Genomic DNA, 24,708 nt, shown 5'->3' with positions numbered 1-24,708 from the left:
TGGCGGAAGGATCGCGCCTCACTGGAGGCTAAGGCTGCGGCTCAGCTGCAGCAGGCGACAGATCTCGAACGAGACGTGACAGGCAGTTGGCGTGCCCGTGCCCGCCGCCGGCAGAGCGCGCAGCGACTTCGGGCGACGGCCAGCGGGCATCAACGTGCTGCCCACCGGTTGGCGGGTTTGGATCTGCCAGATGACCTGCCGTTCTAACGGCCCAGTCCGTTTAGCATCGGCACCACCGTTGCACCTGCACCGGTGAGCAGTTCGAACAGCGCCTCTACAGCAGCGCGCTTCTCTGCGTCGTACTCGAAGAAGTTGTAGTGCCGCTTCTGGACGCCGCTCAGGCCGTGGGATTGGAGGTGGCCACGGACCTCTTCGGACATCCCCAGCGCGGCGAGCCGCGTCTCCACCGTGCGGCGCAGGTCACCCGGCGTGCACGGCGATGCCAGCTCACCGGCGGTCACCATGTTTGCCACGACCGGGTCCATGATTCCTCGCAACTCGTCATAGGTGGCGGGCGTCTTCCCGGCGGTGAGCGAGAACAGGTGTGGCCCGTCACCATCTCCTCGCAGGGTGGCGAGATCCATGGCCATCCGTGGGAGCAAGGGCACCAGATGTACTCGAGGGAGCCGGCGCCGGCCCTTGATGTCGAGCAGGCGCACGGACCCGGTACCAGTGTCTGCGTCGTGAGCGTGATCTGACCATTGCAACCGGATCAGCTGTGCGATGCGCTGGCCGCCGGTCAGTAGGTGGAAGCGCAGGAGCGCGCCCTGCCGTCCGGGTATGGCCTCGATCCTTCGCCAGTACGCGCGAAGCTCGGCCACCGAAAGCACCCGGTCGCGCGGCTGCCCGCTGTCGAGGGTCGCAAGGTCGCGCGCTGGGTTCCTGGATACGTTGAGCGCGCGCAGTGCGTCAGGGGCAGCCGCATCCTGCTTGGCCGCGATCGCCGCCGCATAGGCCGCCCGCAGGTACGAACGGATCTTGCCGCCCTCGCGCAGCTTCTTGCCGCGGACCATGCGCGACAGGATAGGGAGCAGATCATCCAACTCGAGCTCAGAAGCGGGACGCGCCCACAGGGCCGGCCACGGTTCTTCGATGTGGCGCCTGATCGCAGCGCGGGTAGCTGCAGCGGAGACCTTGCCGGCATCCTCCAAGCTCTGGGCGTAGGCCATCATCAGCGCGCCCAGGGTTGCTCCGGAGCGGCGCGTCGATTCGGCCATGGCGTCGGCCTTCGCGCGTTCCGCTGCAGCTGCCTCGGCCGCGATCGCGTCGCGCAGGTCCCGTTCGCCGGCTTGATATCGGCGGGACAACGCCGCTGCTGACTCGCGTGCCGCGGTCAGTGCCAGGCCGGTGCCGATCAGCAGGCGGTCCCGCTGGCCGTTGGCCTTGGTGTATCGGTAGTAGAACCGCAGCTGCCCACCTGCAAGCTTGCGAACGTCCAGGCAGCCCGCTCCGCGCGGGGCCGGATCGGAGGCCCATTCGCCCGCCGGCAGAGCGGCGAGCCCCTTCGCTGTAAGCATTCCCTTCATTGCGCCCATTGGTGACCGCTCGGTGACCGTTTGTCCGTGGAAAGAGGTGGACGATGATGGGCGCAGGTGGTCGCATAGCCTGAGAAAATCAACCACTTAGCTTAAAACGGGGCCGCTCATGGAAGGTCATGGAAGCCCTATAGAGGCCTCATAATCCTTTGGTTCCAGGTTCGAATCCTGGTGGGCCCACCATCGAATCAGGCACTTGGCATCAACCGCACTGCCGATTCGCAGGTGCGACAGCTTCTTCCATAGTCACGGCGACGCACTTCTTTTGTTGAGAAGGTGATTTGCGAGTTCCTTGCCGCGGCGCAATTGGGCGCCGTCCAGACCAGCTGCGGCATTGTTCAAGAACGAGGCGCCATAGCGACTTGAACCTGTGCGGAAGTATGCTTCCGCGTATGCATAGGCCATGACCGGGTCTTTCGAGGCCAATGTGCCGTTCTTGTAGATGTCGCTCAAACGCACATATGCGTTCGATTCGCCGGCCGCTCCCGCGGACTCGAGGAATCTAACGGTGTTCTGCTTGTAGTCACGGATCAGATCCGGATCCAGCGAGTTATGTTCGTCTTCAAAAATCCTCGAAGCGTATAGCGCGTAATCGAGCTGGGCGCGGATGTTTCCATGCTCGGCGGCATGGGTGATCGCGGTGAACACCTCTTCACGACTCAGCGGCTCAAGCCAAAGATCCTTGCAGAGCTCGTCGGTCGTACTCCTGACGTGACCCGTGGTGGCGGAGGCCTCGCGATCAATCTGACAACGCAGATTTGTTTCAACCAGTTCGTATGTCGTCGTGGCACTGGCATCGTTCCTGACAACGCGACAATCATGACAGACGCCACTACAACTACCTTGCGTTTCATCGTGTATCCGGTCCCCTGAAAACCCAGCGTCGGCTGAGCTTAGATTTATAAGGCATCTGCTGCTCTCAGCATGCTGCGGCCAGGATCAGATGCCAACACCCATGAGCCCGTGGGCAGTGCGTCATTGAAGGTTTCACCGGAAACTTCTGTCGCGACGTCCTGCACTGGGCATGAAATCGCATGGAATAGGAATATACAAAAATAGAAGCACGGCACATTTCGTTTTTGTTAAGTGTGTGTCAACTATCGTTCCGCCCCGGTTTGCGGCGCCAGTAATGGCTTCACCGATTTCGCGATTTAGTTTTTCGCATCGCTTCATGTGCGCTTGCCGGTCGTGCGGCGCAGCTTTCCATCGGCCACGTGTCGATGGCTTTCAGAGAGGTTGATTCATGAAGTTTCTCATTATCCCGGCAGCCCTTGCCGCGACATTACTTGTGTCCGGATGCACAACCAGCAGCTGGATCCAGGCGGCCGGTGGCGTGATGCAGGCAAAGGATGACTATGACAAGCAGGCGCGCAACCAGCGCATCCGCGACGCCAACGCGGCGGCAGCGCGTGCGCGCCGGCAGTGAGCGCCGCCCCCATGACCAAGGCGATCCTGCTGGCGTGTGGTGTCTGCGCGGGTCTGTCCGCATGCATGCCCAGCGTTCTTCAATATGACCGCGGCAATCCGGTCGTGATCAGTTCGCTGCAGCAGGGGGCGACCCGCGAGTCAGTCCTGAGCGCCGCGGGACGGCCGCTGGATGCAATGGTGGTGCCCGGCATCAACGGCGTCTGCTACAACTATCTCCTGCGCAACCGCGGCAACACCTCGCCCTACTATGTGGTCTTCAACGCGCAGGGGCGCGTCGTCAACGCAGGCTATATCGCCTGCGAGAAGGCTCTCGCCGCGGGGTACCTGGATTCCAGTGAGCCAATCAAGCCGCGCTACTGATTGAACGACAACGCGATGCGCACGCGCGTCATCGCAACAGCGATGGCGCCTGGTCGATCCGCCACGCGCCATTCAACGCGAGCACCACCGCGAACCTTCCGCACAGCAACACGTCGGCCTCGTTGTTCTCGCGCAGGTAGCGATCCGCCCCCGGCAGCATGAGTACCTCCACATCGCCGATGAAGTCATGCCGCTCGTGATGCCGGGCGCGCACCATCACGCGATACGGCCCGCGAAGTGTGCGCACTACCGGCCGGCTGCCTGCGGCCCGTGTCGCCTTGATCAGATCGATCACGTTCCCGCGCGGCATGCGCCAAACGATGCGCTCGGGTTGGCCGAACCACTCCAGCGCTTTCGCCTCGCGGGTGTGCAGTGCGCGCGTGGGTGGCATGCGACCTAATGCCAGTGCTGCGCGGCGGCTGCGCAACGCACTCCACAGCATGCTGCCTACGATGAACAGCGCGGCGGCCATCAGGTACACGAACACCAGCCCGAACCACGGTGAGCTGTTGGGGATACCGAACAGCATGGCAAAGAAGATGAGCAGCAATACCCCCGTGATCCACTCGACCGTGTTGTTTCTTGTCGCCATGCCGGATCCCTTGAGTCACCCCGCAATACCCGGGGAGCCGGCCATTCTGACCCGGCAGGGGGCGCTCGTCAGCGGTTGGGTGACTTCTTTCGCAGGCTGAGGACGACGATGGCGATCACCGCTGCGATGGCGACCGGGATGAGCATCAAGCCGCCGATGATGATCCAGTGGTAGATACTGAAACTGCCCATGCGTAAGACCTTCCGTTGGTTGCTTCAATCCTACTATTTTTGTCCGTAGGCGGCATCGGGAACTGGGTGCTGGAGCCCATAAGCCGGAAAGAACGCTCGCACAGCGCCTTTGGACCCCTATGCCATCCGGCACGTGGCCGGCGCCGCATCTGCCTGCTAGAAAGGCTGTCACGGACTTCCCCGGGGGTGATGCATGAAGCAACGCGTGTTGTCGGCCTGCGTGATGGCCCTGACCCCGTTCTGCGCCCAGGCGCAGATCGACCTGGCGAACCTGGACAAGGACATGGTCGGCCCACGCACCGACGTCCTCGTGCTGGGCAGCGTCCACCTCAGCGAGCACGAGGCCTTCGATCCCAAAGCACTGTATCCGCTGCTGGACAGGCTCGCAGCCTTCAAGCCCGGCTACATCACCATCGAAGCCATCAGCGGCGAGCAGTGTGACCTGGCCAAGCGCCATGCGGCGGTCTACGGCGATGACTACTGCGCCAGCACGGAGACCGCGAAGACCGCTACGGGGCTGGATGTGCCTGCCGCGATCGTGCAGGTCAACAAGACGTTCGCAACCTGGCCGGCGTCGCCCACGCCTGCGCAGCGTCGCCAACTGGCCGCCCTGTTCCTTGCCGCTGGCGAACGGGCGTCTGCGTACGTGCAGTGGCTGCAGCTGCCCGTGGCCGAGCGACGCGCGGGCGATGGCCTGGATGGCACCCTGGTCGAGCTGCTCAAGCAGATTCAAGCGCGCAAGAACGAGAGCTACCAGATCGCCGCGGTCCTGGCCGCGCGGCTCGGCCTGCAGCGCGTGTACGCGGTCGACGACCATACCGGTGACAATCATCAGATCGCGGACCGCAAGGCGTTCAGCGCGGCGCTCCAGCAGGCGTGGAGTGGGTATGGCCCCACGTTCGATGCCATGACGGAACGCGAAGCGGCCTTCATCGCGTCCAACGATCTGCTCTCGCTGTATCGCAGCGTCAATGAGCCCGCGGCGCTGCAGGTGCTCGCCGAGTCCAACGTGCGCCCGACGCTGGCCGCCGTGTCACCGCAGCACTACCCTCAGATCTGGGTGCAGGGCTGGGAGATCCGCAATCTGCGCATGGTCGCCAACATTCTCGAGGTCGTGCGCGACCACCCGGGCTCCCGCGTGCTCTCCATCGTCGGCGCTTCGCACAAGCCTTGGTTCGATGGTTGGCTGGGGCAGGTCTCGGGGGTGGATATCGTGGATGCACAGGACGTTCTCAAGGAGTAGGAGGACACCGCCCGCGGCCCCCTCCACGCTGCCTCAGAACCGATAGCCGATTTCCGCACCGACGATGCGCGGGCGGTCGATGGGACCGTAGTAGTTGCCGTCACGGCCGAACGCCAGGTTGTCGAAGATCAACCCGTTGATGCGCCGCTTGTTGGTCAGGTTGTCGACGTACACGCGCGTGCTCCACGGCCCGGTTTCATAGCCGAGCTGCACGCCGAGGATGGCCACCGCCGGTTGGTAGGCGCGATTGCGTTCGTCCAGCGCCATGCGGCCATTGAACGAGGATTCCACGCGCGCGAACAGCCCGGAGCGATGCTGGTAGCGTGCGGCAAGGTAGGCCGTGTACTGCGGGGTGAGTTTGACGTCGTTGCCGGCCAGGCTTTCATTGGCGCCGACGAACAGCTTGCGGTACTCGGCGTCCACGTAGCCCGCGTTGGCGGTCAGCGTCAGGCCCGGCAGGACCTCCAGCGCGCCTTCCAGCTCCACACCGCGCGAGCGGATGGACGCATCCGAGCCGACATAGTCCGAGGAGATCGGCCGGCCGTTGGCATCGGTCGCCAACTGGATCTCCTGCCAGTTGTCCGAGGTGATGTGGAACACCGCGCCACCGATATGCCCGCGCCCGTTGAGCACGTTCATCTTGAAGCCGAGCTCGTGGCTCCACATCATTTCCGATTCGTAGCGCAGCACTTTGTCGTTGACCACATCGCTCTGCGCGGCCGCCAGATTGAAGCCGCCCGGAATGTAGCCCTTGGCGGATGCGGCGTAGAACGAGAGCGTGTCGCTGGCGTCGTAGCGCAGTGAGACGCGCGGGAGCGTGGCGGTGAACGTATGTGCGAGTTCGGCATCGCGATAGAACACCAGCCCGCCCGGGCCCAGATCGAGCGTGCCTTCGCGCTGGCGGGTGGAACGTTTGGCCTGCTCATGGCGCAGCCCCAGACTGGCGGTCAGTTTCGGCAGTGAGGGCGGGGTGTAGCTGGCCGTGCCGAACACGCTGTAGTCCTGGCCATCCGAGCCCTGCAGCGGGGCGAGGTCATAACTGCCCAGGCCACGTAACGGTGGGCCGACCAAGGTGCCGAGGATGGAGTCCTTGTGGTGCCGGTAGGTGGAGATGCCGGCGATGTAGGTCAGCGCTTGATCGCTGGGGGAGCTGAAACGCAGTTCGCCGTTCCAGCTGTGCTGCTTGTCGTAGATGCGGCCTGCCAATGCCGGCGTCGCAGTCATGTCGAAATCGTAGCCGGCGGAGGTGTCTTCCTCTTGGCGGTAGGACAGTGCCGCGTCCAGCGTGCCACCGGACAATTGCCATTGCGCGCTGGTCCCGGCCACGGTTTCATTCTTGGTGGTGCGCTTGGGCGCATCGTTGATGTAAGTGAAGTCACCGGTACGACGGCCGCCGTTGTAGAGATCGCCGTAGGTACGGTTATACAGGCCGACATCCAGCGGCAGGTACTCGTACTCGAACATCCCGGGTGCACGCGTGCCGAGGTGATAGGCGATCGCATTGATGGCCAGCGTATCGGTCGGCTCCCAGCGCAGCTTGCCCTGCAGATAGGTTTCCTTGACCTTGCCTTTGACGCCGTTGAAGGGCGTGAGGTTCTTGAGGTGGCTGTCTTCATCCGAGGCCATGAAGGCCACCGAGCCGAACAACCGGTCGCTGTTGCCCAGCGCGCCGCCGAGGAAACCATCCACGCTGCTGCCGTGGCCGTTGCCGAACGAGGTGACGCCGACATTGACCTCGCCCTCGGTGGTTGCAGACGGTGCACGCGTGCGCACCAGTACCAGGCCGGATTCGCTGTTGGCGCCGTAGAGCGTGCCCTGCGGCCCGCGCAGGATCTCCACCGACTCCACATGGTTCAACACCGCGTTGCTCAGCTCGCGGAACGGAATGCCATCGATATAGACCGAGGCCCGGTTGACCAGAAACGGGTTGGACTCGATGCCGCGGATGGAGATGAACATGTCGCTGAGCTGGCCCATCACGTTGAACTTCACGTTGGGGGCCAGCTTGTCCAGGTCGCGGAACTCGGTGACGTGCGCTTCTTTGAGTGCTTCGCGGTTGAGCACGGTGACTGACATGTCGCTCTTGAGGTATGGGGTATCGCGTTTGCTGCCGGTCACCATGATGCCGTCCAGCTCGGTGGCCTTGGCGGCCGGGGTGGATTGGGCCTGGGCGGGCGCACTGGGCAGCAACTGAAGCGCGGCGAGCACGGCGCCGGCAAGTACAGCGTGTTTCACGAGGAGCCTCTGGGGTGGTGGCGCGCACCACGGTGATGGGGAGGAATCGCAAATGTTATTGTGTAACAATCAGGTGCCGCTGCTCCATTTCCGGAGCGGCCGCTCCAGAACGGGACACCCGATGACCTGCGCCTTTTCCTCACCAACGACTGCCGTGGCTGCACGCGTGGCGTCCGAAAGTGGCGGTCCGCTGGACGCGTGCGTGGGCAATGCCGACGGCTCGGTGCTGATGCTCCGCCATACGTTCGCCGCGGCGCAGGGCGCGATGGGTGAGGGCAGTGCGTTGCGCATCGGGCTGCTCACTGCCGGCGGCGGCACCCTGTATCAGCGCACGGCGCTCGGACGCATCGCGCAGCCTTGGCGCGCAGGCGCGTTCAATGTGGTGTTGCCGGACTGCCCGGGCGAATTCCGCAGCCCAGGGCTGGCGCTGCTGGGCCTGGCGATCGACGCGCGGCATCTGCAGGGTCGCGGTGTGCGCGTGGAGCAGCTGCATTGGGCGGCGTCGGCGCTGCAGGAGGACCCGGTGATCGCCTCGGTGATGGGGGCGTTGTGGCACTGCGCCGAAGCACATGCCGGTTCTGCCGCGTTCTTTGAGCACGGTGTCGATCTGGTGCTGAAGCGGTTGGCGGGGCTGCCGGTTGCGGCGCCCGCGACGCGACGCGCGTTGTCGCCGACGCACCTCAAGCGCGTGCAGGAACTGATCGATGCCCATCTCGGCGACGATCTGGGCGTTGCCCGCATGGCGCAGGAAGTCGGGCAGGAGGCCAGCGGATTCAGCCGCGGCTTCCGGATCGCAACCGGCATGACGCCTTACGCGTACCTCACGTGGCGCCGGATGGAGGCGGCCAAGCCGATGCTGCTGGCCGGCCGCAGCGTCACCGAGGTCGCCCTGGCGATGGGCTATGCCAACCCCGGCAAGTTCGCCGCGGCGTTCCGGCGGGTGACCGGGCAGGCACCGTCGCGCTGGGCAGGCAACGCGCGAGGTGAACTGGCGGCCCGTGTTTGAGACCATCGGAGGACTGCGCTATCCTGCGCGCCGCTTCCGCTGCCCCGGCAGGACCCCTGTGATGACGCCACCCTGATACCGCGTTGACGACGCGCCGGCCTCTGCGCTGGCTCAGGGAGTGCTTTGTCTTCATCACACAACGCGCCGTGCGCATCGCCGGTGCGTGGAGTCTGTCCATGTCTGTGTCCTACCCGCTGCGCCAGCAATGGCTCGGCAACATCCGCGGTGATCTGCTGTCCGGCGCCGTGGTTGCCCTCGCGCTGATTCCCGAAGCGATCGCCTTTTCCATCATTGCCGGGGTCGACCCCAAGGTTGGCCTGTACGCCTCGTTCTGCATCGCGGTGGTCACCGCCATCGCCGGTGGCCGGCCGGGCATGATCTCCGCCGCCACCGGCGCGATGGCGCTGGTGATGGTCGATCTGGTCCGCGACCACGGCCTGCAGTACCTGTTGGCTGCGACGATCCTGGCCGGACTGCTGCAGATCGTCGCGGGCGCGCTCAAGCTCGGTGCACTCATGCGCTTCGTCTCGCGCTCGGTGATCACCGGCTTCGTCAACGCGTTGGCCATCCTGATTTTCCTGGCGCAGTTGCCCGAGCTGATCGGGATGCCATGGACGGTGTACGCCGTGTGCGCGGCCGGCCTGGCGATCATCTATCTGCTGCCGCTGCTGACCCGGGCGGTGCCCTCACCGCTGGTGGCGATCGTGGTGCTGACCGCGCTGTCGATCTGGCTGGGCCTGGACATCCGCACCGTCGGCGACATGGGTGCGCTGCCGGACAGCCTGCCGACCTTCCTGCTCCCCGATGTGCCGCTCACCTGGGAGACCCTGCGCATCCTGCTGCCGGTCTCGGCCACGCTGGCGGTAGTCGGTTTGCTGGAGTCGATGATGACCGCGCAGATTGTGGAAGACATGACCGACACCCCCAGCCAACGCAACCGTGAGTGCGCCGGGCAGGGCCTGGCCAACATCACCGCCGGGCTGTTCGGCGGCATGGGCGGCTGCGCGATGATCGGGCAGTCGGTGATCAATGTGTCCTCCGGCGGCCGTGGCCGGTTGTCCTGCCTGGTGGCGGGCGTGCTGTTGCTGCTGCTGGTGGTCTACGGCGCGGATTGGGTCCGGCAGATTCCGATGGCCGCGCTGGTCGCGGTGATGATCATGGTCAGCATCGGCACCTTCCACTGGCGCTCGTTCGCCGAGTTCCGGCTGCATCCGAAAAGCTCCTCGGTGGTGATGCTGGGCACGGTGGTCGTCACCGTGGCCACGCACGATCTGGCCAAGGGGGTGCTGACCGGCGTGCTGCTGTCGGCGCTGTTCTTCGCCCGCAAGGTGGGACGGATGCTGGACATCGCCGAGGCCGACACGGCCGACGGCACCCGTGTCTACACGGTCAGCGGGCAGGTGTTCTTCGCCTCGGCCGGGCAGTTCGCGGCGGCCTTCGACCTGCTGCAGGTGCCTGAGCGCGTGACCATCGATCTGAGCAGTGCGCACTTCTGGGACCTCAGCGCCGTGGGCGCGCTGGAACGGGTGACCGGCAAACTGCGCGCACGCGGGGCGCAGGTGGAGGTGATCGGACTCAACGCGGCCAGCCAGACGCTGGTGGAGCGGCTGGGGCGCGGCGAGCGTGGTGCGGGCGTTCACTGAACACGGTCAGGAAGCCGCGCTAAACATCGCGCCGATCACGCCGTTATCCAGCTGAGTCCCTTCTCTGGGCCAGCGCCGTCACGGTGCGGGCAGGCGGCATCTCCACAGGGCAGGGCGGTGGCACCGTGGCGTACGACGCGGTGACCCCCAGCACAGGACCAGCGCAGCCGGGAGTGGCGGCGGGCTGCCTGTGCTGATCCGACGTTGCATCGATCCCTGCTGGCCGCGCCGTGATTGCACCGCGTGCGTGCCGGCCCGCAATGGACTGCGTGTCTCCGTGGCGGCGCGTGACTGCGTCCGCCGGTATGCCCTTTTTCCGGAACCGCCCCCATGCCCGTGTCCCGCCCCACTGCTTCCACGCGCCCTGGCAGCATCGCCAACCGACTGATGCTGGGTACGGCGTTGATCGCCATGCTCTGCTTCGGTGTCACCGCTGCCATCAGCTATCGCGAAGCAAGCGCGTCGCTGGTGGATGCCTCCCGCCACACCATGCAGAGCGAGGCCCAGGCCGAAGCGCTGCGGGTGAGTGGTGATCTCTCCAGTGCTTTCGCCACCAGCCAGGCGCTGGCGCAGAACCTGCTGGTGCAGCGCGCTGCGGGAACGCTGTCGCGGGCGACGGTGTCTGCGGTGATCCACCAGCAGGTGCAGGTGCACCCGGAATGGGTGGGCTTCGGCACGTTGTGGGAACCCGACGCCTTCGATGGCAAGGATGCCGAGTTCGTCGGCGCCGAGGCACACGATGATACCGGCCGGTTCATGAGCTACTGGGCCTGGCACGACGGCGCGCCGATGCAGGATGCGCTGACCGGCTATGACGTGCCCGGCGATGGCGACTGGTATCTCAAGCCGAAGGCGCTCAAGCGGCAGACCGTCGCCGAGCCCTACACCTACGAGATCGGCGGTCAGAAGGTGCTGATGACCACGCTGTCCACCCCGGTGATCGACCAAGGGACGTTTGTTGGTGCGGTGACGGTGGACTTCGCGCTGGCCGCATTGCAGAAGCACCTGGCCGCGCTGCGGCCCATGGAGGAAGGCCATGTGGAACTGATCTCGCCCGGCGGGATCGTGCTGGCCGCGAAGGACGCCAGCGAGATCGGCAAGCGCCGCGAGGATGCGCTGACCACGCAGGTACTGGCGGCGGTCAAGGCAGACAAGACCTTTGATGCCTTCGAACCGGATGCGGCAGGCAACGTGAAGACCTACGTGCCGCTGCGCATCGGCGGCAGCGAAGAGCATTTCGCGCTGGGTGTGATCGTGCCGCATGCGCTGATCACTGCGCAGGCACGTGCGCTGCTGTGGATCATCCTGGCCGTTGGTCTGGGTGCGGCACTGGTGCTCAGTGGCAGCGTGTACGTGTTGCTGCGCCGACAGGCGATCCGCCCGCTGGCCGATGCGGTCCGGCTCTCGGCCGACGTCGCCGAGGGACGTCTGGATACGCCGCTGCCGCCCGCGCGCAATGATGAGGTCGGCCGGCTGCTTGAATCGATGCAGCGCATGCGCAGCCAGCTGCGCGCAGTGATGGCCGCGCAGGGTGAAATGGCCCAGCGACACGAGGCGGGTGAGCTGAGCTACCGCATGGACGCGCAGACCTTCCCGGGCGAGTACGGCAAGATGGTGGAAGACACCAACCAGCTGGTGGGCGCCAACATCGCGGTCACGCGTCGCCTGGTCGAAGTGATGCAGCGCTACGCGGTCGGTGACCTGAGCCCGGACATGGACCGCCTGCCCGGCGAGCAGGCCGCCTTTACTGCTGCAATGGATACCACCAAGGCCAACCTGCGCGCCATCAATACCCAGATCGGGGATCTGGCCGGGGCGGCGGCGGTGGGTGATTTCAGCCAGCGTGGGGATGTGGTGCGCTTTGACCACGACTTCCGCGCGATGGTCGAAAACCTCAACACCATGATGCAGGTCAGCGATGACAACCTGCAGCAGATTTCCGCGCTGCTGCGTGCCATTGCCGCGGGTGATCTCACGGCGCGCATGCGCGGTGAGTTCCATGGCGTGTTCGCGCGGATGCGTGACGATGCCGATACCACGGTAGCGCAGTTGACCGACATCGTCGGCCGCATCCAGCAGGCCACCGGCAGCATCAACCTCGCCGCCGGCGAGATTGCCGCAGGCAACAGCGACCTGTCGCGCCGCACCGAGCAGCAGGCTGCCAGCCTGGAAGAGACCGCCGCATCGATGGAAGAACTCACCTCCACGGTTCGCCAGAATGCAGACCACGCGGTGCAGGCCAACCAGCTCGCCGCCGGCGCTGCCGAGGTGGCTTCGCAGGGCGGTGTGGTGGTCGGCCAGGTGGTGACCACCATGGCGGGCATCGAGGCCTCGTCCAAGCGCATTGCCGAGATCATCTCGGTGATCGACGGCATCGCGTTCCAGACCAACATCCTGGCGCTGAACGCTGCGGTGGAAGCCGCCCGTGCCGGCGAACAGGGCCGGGGTTTCGCGGTGGTGGCCACCGAAGTACGCGCACTGGCGCAGCGCTCCGCCGGGGCGGCCAAGGAGATCAAGACCTTGATCGACGACTCGGTCACCCAGGTCAGCGCGGGCTCGGCCCTGGTGCAGACCGCCGGCCGTACGATGGAAGAGATCGTCACCGGCGTGCGCCGGGTCAACGACATCATGGCCGAGATCTCGGCAGCCTCGAAGGAACAGTCCGCCGGTATCGAACAGGTCAACCAGACCATCACCCAGATGGACGAGACTACCCAGCAGAATGCCGCGCTGGTGGAGGAAGCGACGGCGGCCGCGCGCGCGATGGAAGAGCAGGCGCAGCAGCTGGGCACGGCGGTGGCGATCTTCCGCCTGCAGGCCAGTGCGGCGGCGGCGGGCACACCGGCGCGTCGTGCCACCCCCGCGCGGACCGCTGCGCGCGTGCCTGCGGCGGCACTGGTCGGCGAGGACTGGCAGACCTTCTGATCCGGACCGGCGCGCCGGTGCCAACGGCGCGCCGGCAGGGCCGGTTCACCCGGTGCTCACCGCCGGGCGTTGGTAATCGGCGCTATTCTGTTTGCCGATGGTGAGCACATGACCTCTCGTTCCGACCGGCTCGGCCTGACCGCGTTGACTGCCCTGGTGGTCGGATCGATGATCGGCGCCGGCATTTTCTCGCTGCCACAGAACATCGCGCGCAGCGCCGGCCCGGGTGTGGCCTTGATCGGCTGGATGATCAGCGGCCTGGGCATGTTGATGCTGGCCTTCGTGTTCCAGAACCTGGCCAACCGCAAGCCCGAGCTGGATACCGGTATCTATGCGTACGCGCGCGCCGGGTTCGGCGATTACATCGGCTTTTCCGCGGCGTGGGGCTACTGGGTCTGCTCGCTGCTCGGCAATGTCAGCTACTTCGTGCTGATCTTCAGCGGCCTGGGCTATTTCGTGCCGGCCTTCGGCGAGGGCAATACCTGGCAGGCGGTGGCATGCGCCTCCGTGCTGCTGTGGGCGATGCACGCAATGATCCTGCGTGGCATCCGCCAGGCCGCCCTGGTCAATGCGGTCGTCACTGTCGCCAAGATCGTGCCCATCGTGGTGTTTCTGATCATCGCCGCCGTGGGCTTCAAGGCCGATATCTTCACCGGCGAGTTCTGGGGCACGGCGGAACTGGGCAGCCTGGGTGAGCAGCTGCGGGGCATGATGCTGATCACGGTCTGGGTGTTCATCGGCATCGAGGGTGCCAGCATCTACTCGCGGCGCGCGGCCAAGCGTTCGGATGTCGGGCGCGCGACGATCATCGGGTTTGTGTGCGTGCTCGCGCTGCTGATGCTGGTCAATCTGCTGTCGATGGGCGTATTGCGCCAGGAGGCGCTGGCACAGGCGCGCAATCCCTCGATGGCCTTCGTGCTGGAGGCCATCGTCGGGCCCTGGGGCGCCACGTTGATCATCATCGGCATGATCGTCTCGGTGCTGGGGGCATTGCTGGCATGGGTGCTGCTGTGCGCCGAAGTGCTGTACGCGGCAGCGGGGGATGGCACGATGCCGGCGTTCCTCGGGCGCGAGAACGCACGGCAGGTGCCCGCCAACGCGCTGTGGCTCACCAACGGGCTGATCCAGCTGTTTCTGATCATCACCCTGTTCAGTGCAGGCACCTATACCAGCCTGGTGCTGCTGGGGGCATCGATGAGCCTGGTGCCGTATCTGTTCTCGGCCGGTTACGGTGCATTGCTGGCGCTGCGCGGGGAAACCTATGGCGGACAGCCCGGGCTGCGGGTCCGCGATCTGCTGGTGGCCGGTCTGGCCACGGTATACGCGCTGTGGCTGGTCTATGCCGGTGGGCTGTCACAGGTGCTGCTGTCGGTGTTGCTGTACGCCCCGGGCATTGCCATGTTCGCGGCCGCCAAGCACCAGCATGGGCAGCAGCTGTTCACCCGGGCCGAGCAGGTGATCGTGGCGGCCGTGATCGTCGTTGCCGGCTGGGCGGCGTGGGGCCTCTACCAGGGTCATCTGCACCTGGCATGACCGCGCCGGATCGGCTCAGCCTTCCCGGTTGCCGCGCGCCACCAGTTCGGTCAGCAGATCGATCTGCTGTTGTTGCTGTTGCAGGACCTGCAGCAGGATCTGGTTGCTGACCGTATCGACCTTCTCGTGCAATGCCATGATCTCCAGTTCGGCCTTGAGGTTCACTTCGTAATCGTAGCTGGCCATGCGCCGGTCTTTTTCCGCCTGGCGGTTCTGGCTCATCATGATCACGGGCGCCTGGATCGCGGCCAGCATCGACAGCATCAGGTTGAGGAAGATGTAAGGGTAAGGATCGAACGCGGTCGCACCGAGCACCTCGGTGTTGAGCACCACCCAGATCAGCAGGGCTGCGCCGAACAGCAGGATGAAGCGCCACGAGCCGCCGAACCGCGCGACCTGGTCGGCCAGCCGTTCGCCGAAGGTGGATTGCTCGGCCAGGCGCTGGTTGGGATCGTCGATGACCGCCTGGCGGCCGATGACGCGTTTGGCGATCGCGTCCAGGTCATGGGTCTGGCGGCCCAGCCACCGGGCGGCTTTTTCCAGTCGTTCGCTGTTGGGATGCGTGGACATTGCGGACTCCGGCGGACAGGTGCGGGCAGGGTGAGCCGCGGTGGGAGAACGCGTGGTGATGATGTGGCTGCTTCACGCTCCGTCGGAGGCTGCCGGTGGTGGCTGGAAACCGCGACGCCCAAGCCGCAGCGCCAGATGGACCAGCACGATCAACACCGGCACCTCCACCAGCGGCCCGATCACGGCGGCGAACGCGACCGGTGAACCCAGCCCGAAGGCTGCAATCGCTACGGCGATGGCCAGTTCGAAGTTGTTGCCGGTCGCGGTGAAGGCGATGGCGGTGGTGCGCGGATAGTCGCGTGCGATCCAGCGGCCCATGAAGAAGCTCAGCAGGAACTGCACGAAGAAGTAGATCGTCAGCGGCATGGCGATGCGTACCGCATCCAGCGGAATGCGCACCAGATCGCCGCCCTTGAGGCTGAACATCGCCACGATGGTGAACAGCAGTGCGATCAAGGTGACCGGGCTGATGGCGGGCAGGAAGCGCGTTTCATACCAGTCAGCCCCGCGCACCCGCAGCAGCAGCCGTCGCCCGAGATAGCCGGCCGCGAAGGGAATGCCCAGATACACCAGCACCGCGCCGGCGATGGTCCATGTGCTGACATCGATCACGCTGCGCTGCAGCCCGAACAACGGCGGCAGCACGGTCAGGAACAGCCACGCATAGACGCTGAAGAAGGCGATCTGGAACAGCGAGTTGAACGCGACCAGGCCGGCCACGTACTGATTGTCGCCGCGCGCCAGCTGGTTCCAGACCAGCACCATGGCGATGCACCGGGCCAGCCCGATCAGGATCAGCCCGGTCATGTACTCCGGGCGGTCGTGCAGGAACAGCGCGGCCAGCGCGAACATCAGCACCGGCCCCACCACCCAGTTCTGCAGCAGCGACAGCGCCAGCACGCGCTTGTCGGCAAAGACGGCGGGCAGCGCCTCGTACTTCACCTTGGCCAGGGGCGGGTACATCATCAGGATCAGGCCGGCGGCGATCGGCAGGTTGGTGCCGCCGATGGTCATGGCGTCCAGCGCGGCGGGCAGGCCGTCGAACAGGGTGCCCAGGGCCACGCCAACCGCCATCGCCGCGAAGATCCACAGGGTGAGCCAGCGGTCCAGGAAGGACAGGCGTGGCGTGGCAGGTGTCGTCATCGCGATGGGCCCGGCAACCAACGGATCAGCACGACGGCGCGCATGGGCCAGCGGAACCGCAGTCCGCCTCGCCGGCGCAGCAGTTCTCGGTGAGGTAGCCGATCAGGCCGTTCATCGCCTCGAAGTCGGCGCGGTAGCAAATGCTGCGCCCACGCGGCTCGGCGCTGACCAGGCCCGCCGCGCTCAGTTCCTTGAGGTGGAAGGACAGCGTGGCACCGGGCAGGCCGAGGTCGGCGGCGATTTCCCCGGGCAGGCGGCCACCCCGGCCGGCCTGGACCAGCAGGCGGAAAACGCTCAGGCGGGTGGTATGCCCGAGGGCGGCCAAGGCGTGGGTTGCAGTTTTATGTTCCATGTTTCTAGAATAGTCGAACAATCAAGCCGGAGCAACCTCATGTCCTTGCTGCCCAACCTGACCTGTGCGGCGGTCGACCTCCCGGATCCCAGCCGGTTCGCCGGGCCCGCCAGTGCCCACCCGCCCCGGATCCTGGTGCTGTATGGATCGCTGCGTCCCCAGTCCTACAGCCGCCTGTTGGCCAGGGAAGTCGAGCGCTTGCTGCAGCACCTGGGCGCCGAGGTCCGTCTGTTTGACCCACACGGACTGCCGCTGGCCGATGCGGTGGACGCCGATCACCCCACGGTCCAGCAGCTTCGCGCCTGGTCGCAGTGGTCCGAAGGCCAGGTCTGGATCAGCCCGGAACGTCACGGCACCCTAAGTGCGGTGTTCAAGAATCAGATCGATTGGCTGCCGTTGTCCGAAGGCAGCGTACGCCCCACCCAGGGCCGCACCCTGGCGGTGATGCAGGTGTGTGGCGGCTCGCAGTCCTTCAACGTGGTCAACGCATTGCGGGTGCTCGGGCGCTGGATGCGGATGGTGACGATCCCCAACCAGTCTTCGGTCGCCAAGGCCTGGCAGGAGTTCGATGCGCAGGGGCGGATGAAACCCTCGGCGTACTACGACCGCGTCGTGGATGTGGTGGAGGAGCTGGTCAAGTTCACCCTGCTGGTCCGTGACAACAGTGATTACCTCACCGACCGCTACAGCGAGCGCAAGGACGACGCGCAGGCGGCGCAGCTGGCCCGCGATGCCGGCGTGGTGGAGCCGGCCGCGACGCTGCCGCTTGGCGTGGGAGACCGCGCATGAAGGCCGTGATCTATCACAACCCGGCCTGCGCGACCTCGCGCAATGTGCTCGCGCTGATGCGCCATGCCGGCGTGGCGCCGGAGGTGGTGGAGTACCTGCGCACTCCGCCGGATCGCGAGCTTCTGATCGCACTGATCGCCGCTGCCGGCCTGCAGGTCCGCGATGCGCTTCGCCAGAAAGGCACCCCGTATGCCGCACTGGGCCTGGCCGATCCAACGCTGGACGACACCCGACTGCTGGATGCGATGCTGGCCCATCCGATCCTGATCAACCGGCCGTTCGTGCAGACCGAACTGGGGGTGCGCCTGGCGCGGCCCTCGGAGACCGTGCTGGAGATCCTGCCGCCGGTGCAGGCGCCGTTCCGCAAGGAAGATGGCGAGGTGGTGATCGACGCCCACGGCCGACGCGCCACAAAAAAGCCCGGTCAATGACCGGGCTCTTATCCACGCCTGCGTGCTGCCTTACCAGCGCATGCCGGCGAAGGGGTTCCAGCTGGTATCGCCCTTTACCTTTTCAAGGTAGTACGAATAGTTGGTGGTCAACGCGATCAGCACCGACCAGGCCACACCGATCGCACGGCCGACCACGTCCGGCAGGAAGGCCACGACGACCATCAGCACCAGGGTGATGCCCAGGATGGTCAGCGCCTTGCGCCACATGCCCAGAATCAGCAGGTAGATCCAGCTGAAGAACAGGGCGAAGAAGTTGAAGTTGACCTTGATCTTCTGGCCGAACGGCAGCGTCTTGTACGCGGCCTTGAAGGTTGGCGAATTGGGGGCGCCGTGCTGTTCGAAGAAGTTGAAGCGGAACTGCCACTTGGGGCTGTAGGGGGAAGCAGTGTTGGAATCCATATCCGAATCGTGTGTTGAAAACGATTACATGATAGCCGCAAGCTCTTGATCCGCGCCAATTTTTCGACGCTCTACATGCCGCCTGTCAGGGACTGCGCGGGCCGTCACACATTCGTCCCGGTTTTCCGATAGGGTGCGCAATCCGCGCGGCAGGAAGCCCCGTGGGAAATGAGAAGTCAACGAGATGCCAGACCATGTCCATTGATGTGATGTCCCCCGAGCGCCCGCAAGCAGGGCCGCAGATCACCCCGTGCCCGGTTGCCACCCAGGCGCAACACCTGCTCGCCCAGCTGCAGTTTTCGCAGGTGAGCGCGCGCGCGCTGTCGCGCCCGCCGGTAGAGACCGACCTGGCCATCGCCGCCACCGCCGCCTGAGCCGCTGCCGCGCCTGTCAACGCTGCCGGCCCGACCCGCTGCAGGGCGAAAAACTGCGCACCACCGGCGCCGCCTGATCCTGCGCAGGCCCTGGGGACCGGTCGCGTTGCAGTAGGGGGCTGATCGGCGCCGCCAGCAAGCTGAATGGGCAGAAGCCCATGGCACAGGGCCTGCGCGCCCTTGGCCGCGAGGGGGCCTCCACTTGTCTCGATCCAAAAGCTGAATGCGGAGAAATCCCCGCGCCGCCCTTCGCGCGCACCTTACAATTCGCGCCCTAGACTGAGCCGCATTTTTCGTCTCAAGCGGTTTGGAGAGTTCGTGGGTTCCGGTAGTCACAGACATACGCTGCGTGCCGGTCTCCGGCCCGCGCCGACAGGACGCATGCGTGCCATCGTGTACGCCGGGCTCAGGATGCCCCTTTCCACACTTGGCACCCCCGGCCTGGCACGCCCTGCACAGGGACACCGCGCATGAGTACCCAGACCCTGAACGCCCCGCTGGACGCCGGCCGGGCGACCTTGCCGGCCGAGTCGCCGTTGCCGATGCCTGAGCAGTCCCTGCGCGAAGGGCAGCTGCAGGTGCCGCGCCAGCGCACCTCACCGCGGATGATCGGGCTGCGTCGTTTCTACATCCTGGGCGGTACCGCGGCGATGACCGCCGCCGCCAGCCGGATGATGTGGAAGGTGCTCGCCGTCAATGGCATCAGTGTGCTGGAAGCCTGCCTGCTGGTGCTGTTCGTGGGCCTGTTCGCCTGGATCGCGTTGTCCTTCGCCGGGGCCGTGGCCGGTTTCCTGACCGCGGTATTCGATCGGGGCTACAAGCTCGGCATCGATCCGGACGCGCCGCTGCCGACCGTGCATACGCGCACCGCGCTGCTGATGCCCACCTACAACGAAGATCCGCGCCGGTTGCTGGCCGGGTTGCAGGCGATCTATGAGTCGGTGGCCGAGACCGGCCAGCTGGCGAATTTCGATTTCTACGTGCTCAGCGATACCCGGCGCGATGACATCGGGCAGGCCGAGGAAGCGGCCTTCCACGCCTTGTGCGATGCGGTCGGTGGCCATGACCGCATCTTCTACCGTCGCCGCGGCGACAACAGTGGACGCAAGGCCGGCAACATCGCCGACTGGGTCCGCCGTTTCGGCGGTGCCTACCCGCAGATGCTGATCCTGGACGCCGACAGCCTGATGACCGGCGACACCATCGTGCGCCTGGTCGCGGGCATGGAACACAACCCGGATGTTGGTCTGATCCAGACCCTGCCGGCGGTGGTTGGTGGGCGCACCCTGTTTGCCCGCATGCAGCAGTTCGGCGGGCGCGTATACGGCCCCGTGATCGGCCGCGGCGTGGCGTGGTGGCATGGCGCGGAGAGCAACTATTGGGGCCACAACGCGATCATCCGCACCCAGGCCTTCGCCGAGCAGGCCGGCCTGCCGTCGCTGCCGGGCAAGGAGCCGTTTGGTGGGCACGTGCTCAGCCACGATTTCGTCGAGGCCGCGCTGATGCGCCGTGGCGGCTGGGCCACCCACATGGTGCCCTACCTGAAAGGCAGCTATGAGGAAGGCCCGCCGACCCTGACCGATCTGCTGGTCCGCGACCGCCGCTGGTGCCAGGGCAACCTGCAGCACGCCAAGGTGGTCGGTTCCAAGGGCCTGCACTGGGTCAGCCGGATGCACATGCTGGTCGGCATCGGGCATTACTTCACCGCGCCGATGTGGGCGATGCTGATGCTGATCGGCATCGCGATTCCGCTGTTCCAGGGCGGCATCGACCTCAATGAAGTGCTGCATCTCTCGCCCGGTGTCTACTGGCGCCACCAGGATGAGACCCAGGTGATCCGCATGTTCGCGATCACCATGGTGGTGCTGCTCTCGCCCAAGGTACTGGGCTACCTGGCGATGCTGCTGGAGCCGGTCGAACGCCGTGGCTGCGGTGGCACCATCCGCGCCTTCATCTCGATGCTGCTGGAGACCATCCTCGCCGCGCTGATGGCGCCGGTGGTGATGTACGTCCAGTCGCGCGGTGTGGCTGAGGTGCTGGCCGGCAAGGACTCGGGCTGGGACGCGCAGCAGCGCGACGATGGCGGCGTGTCCTGGCTGGCGCTGGCGCGTGGCTATGGTGGGCTGAGTGTGTTCGGCCTGTTCATGGGCGCGCTGGCCTACGCGGTCTCGCCCTCGCTGGCCGCATGGATGGCACCGGTGGTGATCGGCATGGTGCTGGCGATTCCGGTGGTGGGCTTCACCTCCTCGCGCACCGCTGGCGTCTGGATGCACCGGCTGGGCCTGATGGAAATCCCGGAAGAATCGGCACCGCCGAAGGTGCTGGTGCGCGCGGCCGAGCTGCGCCGTGCTGCGGCCGAGGCACATCCCCCCGGCTGATCACGGCAATCCAGGTATCGCCGCCCCATTGCCGCGGGCCGCGGTCATAATGCGGCTTGAACGTACTGGAGCCGCCTGATGCTGGATACCGTGGAAAACGAAACCGGCGCCGACCCGCAGTGGTCGGTGCTGTGGCTGCATGGCCTGGGTGCCGACGGCCATGACTTCGCCCCGATCGTGCCCGAACTGGTGCGCCCGCACTGGCCGGCGATTCGCTTCGTGTTCCCGCATGCGCCGGTGCAGCCGATCACGATCAACAACGGCGTGCCGATGCGCGCCTGGTATGACATCGTCAGCATGGATTTCCGTTCGCGCGCGGACAGCGCCGGCGTGGACGCCTCGATCGTGGAACTGGAACTGCTGATCGAGCGCGAGGTCGCCCGCGGCATTCCGGCCGAACGCATCCTGCTGGCCGGCTTCTCGCAGGGCGGGGCGGTGATCCTCAGCGCACTGCTGCGTCGCACCCGTCCGCTGGCCGGGCTGATCGCACTGTCGACCTATCTGCCGGATCCGGCCAAGGCAGCTGCCGCGCGCGTGGCCGATGCCATCAGCGTGCCGGTGTTCATGGCCCATGGCACCCAGGATCCGGTGATCCCGGTGGCGATCGCCGAGCACACCGCGCAGACGCTGAGCGCGCTCGGCCTGCCGGTGCAGTGGCACACCTACACGATGGCCCACCAGGTCTGCGCCGAGGAACTGCAGGCGCTGGGCGACTGGCTCGAGGCGCGCTTCGCCGCCTGACGCCATGAGCGACCCGCGCCAGCAGTCCTGGTTGCCCGAGCTGTGCCGCCTGCCGCGGCTGGCGGCGATGCTGGGGTTGGCCGAGCTGGTGGTCGTCGTGGTGGCGCTGGCCCCCGATGGCAGTCGCCACTGGACGCTGCCGGACTTCCTGTCCGCCAGCGGCTTCGCGTTGTGGCTGGCGCTGGCAGTGACGGTCAGCCTGTGCAGCGTGCGCGCGGTGCTCTCGCGCTTGCCCGAAGTGCCGGGCATGGTGCTGGTGGTGCTGATGACCGGGCTGATCGCCGGTGCGTGCGCGGCGATCGTGCATGCGCTGTACGGCGTGCTCGGCGGCAGCAGCTTTGCCCAGGCGGTCGGCTTCTGGCGGTTCACGTTGGGCAGTGCGGCGATGACCGCGCTGATCACTGCCTTGGCGCTGCGCTACTTCTACGTCAGCGACCGCGGCAGCGCGCAGATGCTGGCCAACGCACGGGCCCAGGCGGATGCATTGCAGGCGCGGATCCGGCCGCACTTCCTGTTCAACAGCATGAACCTGATCGCCAGCCTGCTGCGGCGTGATCCGGACGTGGCCGAACGCGCAGTCCTGGATCTGTCCGATTTGTTCCGCGCAGCCCTCGGTGCCGGCGATGGCGATTCCACCCTGCAGGCCGAGTGCGAACTGGCCGAGCGCTATCTTTCGATCGAATCGCTACGGCTGGGCGAACGCCTGAAAGTGATCTGGCTGCGCGACGAGCCGCTGCCCTGGTCGCTGCCGATGCCGCGGCTGGTACTGCAGCCGCTGGTCGAAAATGCCGTGCTGCATGGCATCTCGCGGGTGCCCGCCGGTGGCACGATCGTGCTGGCACTGTCCAGTGACGGCACGAATCTGCGCATCCGCGTGCGTAACCCGGCACCGGACCCGGCCACGCGCGGGCTGCCGCTCCTGCAGGGCGCCGGGCATGCACAACGCAACATCGCCCATCGCCTGGCCTGGCGCTTCGGCCCGGCCGCGCGGATGACGGGGGCGTGGGCCGACGGCTACTATGCTTGCGAAATCACGGTCCCGGTCCAGTGAGGAAACTGTCTTGAAGGTGGTGATCGCCGACGACGAACCGCTGGCCCGCGAGCGCCTGCGCTCCCTGCTCGCTGACCAGACCGGCATCGAGGTGGTGGCCGAGGCCGAGAACGGCGAACAGGCGCTGCACGCCTGCGCCGAGCTGCAACCGGACCTGGTCCTGCTCGACATCGCCATGCCCGGCCTGGACGGGCTGGAAGCCGCCCGCCATCTGGCCACCTTCGAGCCACGCCCGGCGGTGGTGTTCTGCACCGCATACGACGCGCATGCGCTGTCCGCCTTCGAGGCAGCCGCGATCGACTACCTGATGAAGCCGGTGCGCCCCGAGCGCCTGGCGGCCGCGCTGGAGCGTGCGCGCACCTTCCTCGCCGGCCGCAGTGGCCCGGCGACCCCCGCCAGCCAGCAGGCGCGTACCCTGCTGTGCGCACGCCTGCGCGGCAGCCTGCGGCTGATCCCGGTCGAGGACATCCACTACCTGCAGGCCGAAGAAAAATACGTCGTGGTGCATCACGCCCGCGGCGAAGACCTGCTGGAGGAGTCGCTGAAGTCGCTGGAAGAGGAATTCGGCAACCGCTTCGTGCGCATCCACCGCAATTGCCTGGTCGCCCGGCACGAACTGGTCGAGCTGCGACGAAATGGCGCAGGCCAGGTCCAGGCGGTATTGCGGCATGGCCACGGGCCGCTGGAAGTCAGCCGCCGTTGCGTGGCCAGCCTGAAGCAGGACCTCAAGTACCTGTAGGCGGGGCTGTGCGCGACCGTTGGTCGATACGCCCCTGTGCGTCGATAATGGCGCCATGAAGACCCTGCGCATCGCCACCCGAAAGAGCCCGCTTGCCCTGTGGCAGAGCGAATATGTTGCCGACCGCCTGCGCCAGGCGCATCCCGGTCTGGAGGTGGTGCTGGTGCCGATGAGCACGCGCGGCGACGAGGTGCTGGATCGTTCGCTCGCCGCGATCGGCGGCAAGGGCCTGTTCCTCAAGGAACTGGAACTGGCCATGCTGCGTGGCGAAGCGGACTGCGCCGTGCATTCGCTCAAGGATGTGCCGATGGAGCTGGATGCGCCGTTCGCGCTGCCGGCGATGCTGACCCGTCATGACGCGGCCGATGGTTTCATCTCCAATCTGTACGCCTCGCTGGACGCGCTGCCGATCGGCGCGCGGGTAGGCACCTCGTCGCTGCGCCGCCAGGCCCAGCTGCGCGCGCTGCGCCCCGACCTGGAGCTGCAGGACCTGCGCGGCAACGTCAACACGCGCCTGGCCAAGCTGGACAACGGCGGCTACGACGCGATCGTGCTGGCCGTGGCAGGGCTGGAGCGGCTCGGCCTGGGCAACCGCATCGTGGCGCGCCTGGCGGCACCGGACTGGCTGCCGGCCCCGGCACAGGGCGCGGTGACGGTGGAATGCAACGGTGAGGACGCGGAGGTGATGGGCCTGTTCGCAGCGCTGGACGATGCCGACACACGTGCCTGTGTGGAAGCCGAGCGTGCCATGAACCGTGCACTGCACGGCAGCTGCCACGTGCCGGTCGCCGGCTTTGCGCAATGGGAAGGCGAGAATCTGTTCCTGCAGGGCCTGGTCGGCGGTGTCGCCGATGGCCGGATCGTGCGCGCTGAAGCGCGTGGCCCGGCCAGTGATCCGGAGGCGCTGGGCCAGCGCGTGGCGCGTGGCCTGCTCGATGCCGGTGCCGGGGAGCTGCTCGCGGTCTGAGGAGCGTAGTGCCGGCCGCTGGCCGGCAGTCCATGCTGCACAAGGTACGCGATGAGCCGGCC

General features: G+C 66.3%; 24 protein-coding genes and 1 tRNA gene. 16 read left to right on the top strand and 9 right to left on the bottom strand.

Translation table 11 applies throughout. The features are described from left to right. Positions 1 to 203 precede the first annotated feature (203 nt). Entirely contained in the window at positions 204 to 1,526 is a 1,323-nt protein-coding gene (locus tag QMX81_RS00125) for a hypothetical protein (RefSeq protein ID WP_282257198.1), read from the bottom strand. Between the two features lie 109 nt (positions 1,527 to 1,635). Between QMX81_RS00125 and QMX81_RS00120 the strand changes: the two genes are divergently transcribed. After that, positions 1,636 to 1,718: transfer RNA gene (locus QMX81_RS00120), tRNA-Ile, on the top strand. Positions 1,719 to 1,781: 63 nt separating this feature from the next. On the opposite strand, the gene QMX81_RS00115 is transcribed toward QMX81_RS00120, so the two are convergent. Further along, complete coding sequence (locus QMX81_RS00115) at positions 1,782 to 2,183, bottom strand: hypothetical protein (RefSeq protein ID WP_121040149.1); 402 nt, start codon at positions 2,181 to 2,183, stop codon at positions 1,782 to 1,784. A gap of 595 nt (positions 2,184 to 2,778) precedes the next feature. Between QMX81_RS00115 and QMX81_RS00110 the strand changes: the two genes are divergently transcribed. Together QMX81_RS00110 and QMX81_RS00105 are read left to right on the top strand one after the other, a co-directional pair. Continuing rightward, positions 2,779 to 2,961, top strand: coding sequence for a hypothetical protein (locus QMX81_RS00110; RefSeq protein ID WP_121040147.1), 183 nt, complete (start codon positions 2,779 to 2,781; stop codon positions 2,959 to 2,961). 11 nt (positions 2,962 to 2,972) lie between these two features. Then, complete coding sequence (locus tag QMX81_RS00105) at positions 2,973 to 3,323, top strand: outer membrane protein assembly factor BamE (protein WP_070471870.1); 351 nt, start codon at positions 2,973 to 2,975, stop codon at positions 3,321 to 3,323. 28 nt (positions 3,324 to 3,351) lie between these two features. Here QMX81_RS00105 and QMX81_RS00100 read toward each other — a convergent pair whose 3' ends face one another. Then, on the bottom strand, positions 3,352 to 3,915 hold the full coding sequence (locus QMX81_RS00100) for a hypothetical protein (RefSeq protein ID WP_147433871.1): 564 nt from the start codon (positions 3,913 to 3,915) through the stop codon (positions 3,352 to 3,354). A 68-nt stretch (positions 3,916 to 3,983) separates the two neighbouring features. After that, complete coding sequence (locus QMX81_RS00095) at positions 3,984 to 4,106, bottom strand: hypothetical protein (RefSeq protein WP_259462124.1); 123 nt, start codon at positions 4,104 to 4,106, stop codon at positions 3,984 to 3,986. A 193-nt stretch (positions 4,107 to 4,299) separates the two neighbouring features. Here QMX81_RS00095 and QMX81_RS00090 point away from each other — a divergent pair, with 193 nt between their 5' ends. Continuing rightward, complete coding sequence (locus QMX81_RS00090; protein WP_282257175.1) at positions 4,300 to 5,349, top strand: DUF5694 domain-containing protein; 1,050 nt, start codon at positions 4,300 to 4,302, stop codon at positions 5,347 to 5,349. A gap of 33 nt (positions 5,350 to 5,382) precedes the next feature. Here QMX81_RS00090 and QMX81_RS00085 read toward each other — a convergent pair whose 3' ends face one another. After that, positions 5,383 to 7,584, bottom strand: a complete 2,202-nt coding sequence (locus QMX81_RS00085) for a TonB-dependent receptor plug domain-containing protein (RefSeq protein WP_282257173.1) — start codon at positions 7,582 to 7,584, stop codon at positions 5,383 to 5,385. A 166-nt stretch (positions 7,585 to 7,750) separates the two neighbouring features. On the opposite strand from QMX81_RS00085, the gene QMX81_RS00080 reads away from it, so the two are divergent. The 4 genes from QMX81_RS00080 (at position 7,751) to arcD (ending at position 14,691) form a co-directional block, all read left to right on the top strand. After that, on the top strand, positions 7,751 to 8,590 hold the full coding sequence (locus QMX81_RS00080) for an AraC family transcriptional regulator (protein ID WP_282257172.1): 840 nt from the start codon (positions 7,751 to 7,753) through the stop codon (positions 8,588 to 8,590). Between the two features lie 176 nt (positions 8,591 to 8,766). Further along, entirely contained in the window at positions 8,767 to 10,233 is a 1,467-nt protein-coding gene (locus QMX81_RS00075) for a SulP family inorganic anion transporter (RefSeq protein WP_282257171.1), read from the top strand. A gap of 330 nt (positions 10,234 to 10,563) precedes the next feature. Next, the gene (locus QMX81_RS00070) at positions 10,564 to 13,158 is read left to right on the top strand and encodes a methyl-accepting chemotaxis protein (protein WP_282257170.1); all 2,595 of its coding nucleotides are present in this window, start codon (positions 10,564 to 10,566) and stop codon (positions 13,156 to 13,158) included. A 108-nt stretch (positions 13,159 to 13,266) separates the two neighbouring features. Next, positions 13,267 to 14,691 (top strand): arginine-ornithine antiporter, encoded by a 1,425-nt coding sequence (arcD, locus tag QMX81_RS00065; RefSeq protein ID WP_121040133.1) that lies wholly within the window; start codon positions 13,267 to 13,269, stop codon positions 14,689 to 14,691. A 15-nt stretch (positions 14,692 to 14,706) separates the two neighbouring features. On the opposite strand, the gene QMX81_RS00060 is transcribed toward arcD, so the two are convergent. The 3 genes from QMX81_RS00060 to QMX81_RS00050 form a co-directional block, all read right to left on the bottom strand. Further along, the gene (locus tag QMX81_RS00060) at positions 14,707 to 15,261 is read right to left on the bottom strand and encodes a DUF1003 domain-containing protein (protein ID WP_282257166.1); all 555 of its coding nucleotides are present in this window, start codon (positions 15,259 to 15,261) and stop codon (positions 14,707 to 14,709) included. 72 nt (positions 15,262 to 15,333) lie between these two features. Then, entirely contained in the window at positions 15,334 to 16,404 is a 1,071-nt protein-coding gene (gene arsB, locus QMX81_RS00055) for an ACR3 family arsenite efflux transporter (protein WP_282257164.1), read from the bottom strand. A gap of 25 nt (positions 16,405 to 16,429) precedes the next feature. Continuing rightward, positions 16,430 to 16,756, bottom strand: coding sequence for a metalloregulator ArsR/SmtB family transcription factor (locus tag QMX81_RS00050; protein ID WP_121040127.1), 327 nt, complete (start codon positions 16,754 to 16,756; stop codon positions 16,430 to 16,432). A 39-nt stretch (positions 16,757 to 16,795) separates the two neighbouring features. Between QMX81_RS00050 and arsH the strand changes: the two genes are divergently transcribed. Beyond that, positions 16,796 to 17,545: an arsenical resistance protein ArsH gene (gene arsH / locus QMX81_RS00045; RefSeq protein WP_282257159.1), complete on the top strand. Its 750-nt coding sequence runs from the start codon at positions 16,796 to 16,798 to the stop codon at positions 17,543 to 17,545. Beyond that, positions 17,542 to 17,976 (top strand): arsenate reductase (glutaredoxin), encoded by a 435-nt coding sequence (arsC, locus tag QMX81_RS00040; RefSeq protein ID WP_282257157.1) that lies wholly within the window; start codon positions 17,542 to 17,544, stop codon positions 17,974 to 17,976. The genes arsH and arsC overlap by 4 nt, the downstream gene beginning before the upstream one ends. Positions 17,977 to 18,006: 30 nt before the next feature. Here the strand turns inward: arsC and QMX81_RS00035 are convergent, their stop codons facing one another. Further along, the gene (locus QMX81_RS00035; protein ID WP_088433745.1) at positions 18,007 to 18,396 is read right to left on the bottom strand and encodes a DUF2628 domain-containing protein; all 390 of its coding nucleotides are present in this window, start codon (positions 18,394 to 18,396) and stop codon (positions 18,007 to 18,009) included. 194 nt (positions 18,397 to 18,590) lie between these two features. Here QMX81_RS00035 and QMX81_RS00030 point away from each other — a divergent pair, with 194 nt between their 5' ends. From QMX81_RS00030 to hemC, 6 genes are all read left to right on the top strand, one after another. Further along, positions 18,591 to 18,770 carry a hypothetical protein gene (locus QMX81_RS00030; RefSeq protein ID WP_121040121.1) on the top strand — a complete coding sequence of 60 codons (180 nt, stop codon included), beginning with the start codon at positions 18,591 to 18,593 and terminating at the stop codon, positions 18,768 to 18,770. A 470-nt stretch (positions 18,771 to 19,240) separates the two neighbouring features. Further along, positions 19,241 to 21,148 carry a glucans biosynthesis glucosyltransferase MdoH gene (mdoH, locus tag QMX81_RS00025; protein WP_282257146.1) on the top strand — a complete coding sequence of 636 codons (1,908 nt, stop codon included), beginning with the start codon at positions 19,241 to 19,243 and terminating at the stop codon, positions 21,146 to 21,148. Between the two features lie 75 nt (positions 21,149 to 21,223). Beyond that, positions 21,224 to 21,889 (top strand): dienelactone hydrolase family protein, encoded by a 666-nt coding sequence (locus QMX81_RS00020; RefSeq protein ID WP_282257418.1) that lies wholly within the window; start codon positions 21,224 to 21,226, stop codon positions 21,887 to 21,889. Between the two features lie 4 nt (positions 21,890 to 21,893). Next, the gene (locus QMX81_RS00015; RefSeq protein ID WP_121040115.1) at positions 21,894 to 22,940 is read left to right on the top strand and encodes a histidine kinase; all 1,047 of its coding nucleotides are present in this window, start codon (positions 21,894 to 21,896) and stop codon (positions 22,938 to 22,940) included. Positions 22,941 to 22,950: 10 nt separating this feature from the next. Then, complete coding sequence (locus QMX81_RS00010; protein ID WP_282257135.1) at positions 22,951 to 23,679, top strand: LytTR family DNA-binding domain-containing protein; 729 nt, start codon at positions 22,951 to 22,953, stop codon at positions 23,677 to 23,679. A gap of 55 nt (positions 23,680 to 23,734) precedes the next feature. Beyond that, positions 23,735 to 24,646, top strand: a complete 912-nt coding sequence (gene hemC / locus QMX81_RS00005; RefSeq protein WP_282257132.1) for a hydroxymethylbilane synthase — start codon at positions 23,735 to 23,737, stop codon at positions 24,644 to 24,646. The last annotated feature ends 62 nt before the right edge of the window (positions 24,647 to 24,708 follow it).

Source organism: Stenotrophomonas sp. PS02301 (assembly GCF_029959485.1).
Lineage (GTDB): Bacteria > Pseudomonadota > Gammaproteobacteria > Xanthomonadales > Xanthomonadaceae > Stenotrophomonas > Stenotrophomonas maltophilia_Z.
This window is presented reverse-complemented; position numbering and strand designations above follow the sequence as displayed.